4 protein-coding genes are annotated in these 3,344 nt (G+C 44.6%); all 4 read left to right on the top strand.

Annotation, left to right across the window (positions count from 1 at the left end):
* Positions 1–354: 354 nt before the first annotated feature.
* Complete coding sequence (locus ABYB02_RS15855; RefSeq protein WP_372763362.1) at positions 355–1,614, top strand: OmpP1/FadL family transporter; 1,260 nt, start codon at positions 355–357, stop codon at positions 1,612–1,614.
* 3 nt (positions 1,615–1,617) lie between these two features.
* Positions 1,618–2,031 carry a YeeE/YedE family protein gene (locus ABYB02_RS15850; protein ID WP_372763361.1) on the top strand — a complete coding sequence of 138 codons (414 nt, stop codon included), beginning with the start codon at positions 1,618–1,620 and terminating at the stop codon, positions 2,029–2,031.
* 4 nt (positions 2,032–2,035) lie between these two features.
* Positions 2,036–2,440 (top strand): DUF6691 family protein, encoded by a 405-nt coding sequence (locus ABYB02_RS15845; RefSeq protein ID WP_372763360.1) that lies wholly within the window; start codon positions 2,036–2,038, stop codon positions 2,438–2,440.
* A gap of 261 nt (positions 2,441–2,701) precedes the next feature.
* Positions 2,702–3,344 (top strand): GTP-binding protein (locus tag ABYB02_RS15840; RefSeq protein WP_372763359.1); only part of this gene is annotated, 643 nt, incomplete at its 3' end.

Raw genomic sequence — 3,344 nt, 5'->3', positions numbered from 1 at the left:
TGGTTACAAACTCAATAAGCTCTGCAAAGTGTGCTAAGTAATATTTAGCTGGTAATTCTATTTTCATAACATCGCCATAACTGTATATAAAAACAGTATCCGGCATTTGTACTTTTTATTCAAGCTTAAAGTGAATGCTAATAGTAACGGCTAGTTACAGCATCACCGAAGCACTTGAGATTAAACAAAATAAGCGCAACCTTGGTTATTGCGGCTATAGCTTGGCAGGTACAAGCCGTGGGTTGCTACTCGCGTTTTCATTACTTCTGGTTATATGTAAGCGCTTTAAATTCCTTTTTAGAATATATAAGTTTCGTTATGGTGCGCGCAATATATTCTAGGGAGTCTTTTTAAATGAAAAAGCAACTATTCTCCAGCATCGCGCTGAGCTGTGCACTGGCGTCATCGCCGGTGTTTGCCACCAATGGTTATTTTACGCATGGTTACGGCATGACCCACAAGGGCATGGCCGGTGCCGGTGTTGCACTCTCTGAAGAGCTGATGTCGGCGGCCAATAACCCAGCTACTTTAGTGGTGAACGGCACAGAAGTGTCGGTGGGTGTTGAACTGTTTTCACCAGATCGCAAATATAGCGCAGCTGCAGTCGATCAATACTACCCAGGGGCGTTTTATTTACAGCCTGAAACGAAAAAAAGCGACAATTCAATTTTTGCTATCCCTGAGTTTGCCATTGGTCATCAGCTAAATGAGCACGTTAATATAGGCTTTGTGGTGTACGCCAATGGCGGCATGAATACCGAGTACCCTGCGCAGTCGCAGCCAGAAGGAACTTTTTATTCAGGCACTGCCGGAGTCGATTTAAAGCAATTATTTATTAGTCCAACATTAAGCTACACACTTTCTCCAAACACACGCGTAGGCATCGCGCCTATTTATGTGGTGCAGCAATTTGCAGCACAAGGACTAGAAAACTTTGCCGCGTTTTCGCAATCGCCTAACAGCGTATCGGGAAACGGGACTGATACCAGCACCGGCTTTGGTGTGCAGTTAGGGATAAGCCAACAAATTAACCCAGTACTTAGCTGGGGCGCAAGCTATCGTTCAGCCGTCAGCATGGATGAGTTTGATGACTATAGCGGATTATTTGCCGAACAAGGTGGCTTTGACTTACCAAGCTCCTACCAAATCGGCGCAGCATGGCAAATAACCGCCACTCAGCAACTAGTGTTAGATTGGCAAAAAATTAACTACAGTGAAGTTAGCAGCATTGCTAATCCTATCAGCAACATTATGTCGGCGCCGCTGGGCAGTGATGCCGGCGCCGGCTTTGGCTGGCAAGATATGTCGGTATACAAATTAGGATACCAATGGCAGCGTACTGAGCAACAAAAAATTCGCTTTGGTGTATCTTATGGTGAGCAACCCATTCCAGACTCTGAAGTATTGTTTAATATTTTAGCGCCTGGGGTACAGCAGTGGCATTTTACGGCAGGCTTAAGCCACAGCCTATCTGATAGCTTAACGCTCAATGCTATGTTATTTTACTCGCCTACCGAAACAGTAACTGGTGCAAACTATTTAGCACCAAATCAAGAGCTTGCTATTTCAATGAATCAAAGCGGAATGGGGCTCTCTATAGCGTGGAGCTTGTAAACAATGACAACTGAATTTACCCCCTTAGCAGCGGCAATAGGCGGCGGGCTGATTGGCCTTGCCAGTGCATTTATGCTGGTGTTATATGGCAAAGTAACGGGAATTTCTGGATTAGTAAAAGCTATTTTCACCCCTTTAGCGCACAGTGCGCGCTGGCAATATAGCTTTGTTATTGGGCTGCTATTAGCCGGCGTGGTCGTGCAAATTGCTGCGCCTGAATGGCTGGTAGGCGAGCTTGATTTACCCTGGTGGCTAATTATTGTTGCGGGGCTATTAGTTGGTGCGGGCACTTCGTTAGCCAATGGCTGCACCAGTGGCCACGGTGTGTGTGGTATGTCACGTTTTTCTGCACGCTCATGGGTAGCAACCGGTGTATTTATGCTGGTCGCTGTGCTCACTGCAAATTTAGTGGGGTGATTTGATGCAAGCATTAATAACATTACTACTTGGTTTTGTATTTGGCCTAGGTTTAATTATTAGCCAGATGACTAACCCAGATAAAGTGCTTAACTTTTTAACCTTTAATAAAAACTGGGATGGCAGTTTAATCATCGTCATGGCCGTCGCTATGGGGGTTATGATGTTGGCTTGGTATTGGGTGGCTAAAAAAGATAAGCCGTTGTTTGCCAGTGACTTCACTCTTGCTAATTTAAAGCGTATTGATGCTCGTTTAATTGCCGGCTCAATATTATTTGGTTTAGGTTGGGGATTAAGTGGCATTTGCCCAGGGCCTGGTTTGGTACAACTGGTGTCATTAAAAGCAGAGTTTTTACTGTTTTTTGCCGCCGTTATCGCCGGCATGTGGCTCACTAAGAAACTAACTTAACTCAACTGATCAGCTCACTCATCTAATACGCCCCATCTTTGGGGCGTTTTGCTGTATCAAGCCATAAACGGAGTCAGCTTTTAGCAAGGTGCTATACGCTTGATTACCGCGATAACTTTTATTGTACCGAGCTTACGCTCACGCGGTGCTCCCCCTCCCCTATAAGATATTTCACTAGAATATTTCACCAACAGATTGACTGGAACTTTTAATTGATACAATATAACATACCATTAAATACACATTACTAGACGCAATAACATGATAAACAAACTGCCCGTCACCGTATTATCAGGCTTTTTAGGGGCCGGTAAAACCACGGTACTGAGCCATATTCTGAATAATCGCCAAGGCAAAAAAATCGCCGTGATCGTGAACGACATGAGCGAAATCAATATTGATGCCAATACCATTAAGCATGCTGTGTCGTTCAATCATAGTGAAGAAAAGCTGGTGGAAATGAGTAATGGCTGCATTTGCTGCACTTTGCGTGAAGACCTACTTATCGAAGTGACTAAACTTGCTAAACAGGGCCGCTTTGATCACTTAATAATAGAGTCGACCGGTATTTCAGAGCCACTGCCCATTGCTGAAACCTTTACTTTTGCTGATGAACACGGCGTTGCTCTTGCTGACATTGCCACGCTCGACACTATGGTGACCGTAGTCGACGCAGTTAACTTTTTAACTGATTATGAACAAGCGCACGACCTACAAGACACCAGCGAATCTCTTGGCGAAGACGACGAGCGCAGTGTCGCAGACTTATTGGTCGATCAAGTGGAATTTGCCGATGTTATTTTAATTAGTAAAACGGACTTAGTGAGCGCAGCGCAACTAAACACGCTGCGCACAATTTTAACCACACTTAATACGCAGGCCAACATTATTCCTATCGCTAAAG

Source organism: Pseudoalteromonas sp. (genome assembly GCF_041613455.1).
Classification (GTDB): Bacteria; Pseudomonadota; Gammaproteobacteria; order Enterobacterales; family Alteromonadaceae; genus Pseudoalteromonas.
The sequence above is the reverse complement of the archived record's forward strand: the minus strand, read 5'-3'. Positions and strand labels throughout refer to the sequence as shown.

What these genes read in the sequence shown, in the direction of transcription:
- ABYB02_RS15855 (WP_372763362.1), top strand. Translation starts at nt 355, where the DNA reads ATGAAAAAGCAACTATTCTCCAGCATCGCGCTGAGCTGTGCACTGGCG.
- ABYB02_RS15850 (WP_372763361.1), top strand. Translation starts at nt 1,618, where the DNA reads ATGACAACTGAATTTACCCCCTTAGCAGCGGCAATAGGCGGCGGGCTG.
- ABYB02_RS15845 (WP_372763360.1), top strand. Translation starts at nt 2,036, where the DNA reads ATGCAAGCATTAATAACATTACTACTTGGTTTTGTATTTGGCCTAGGT.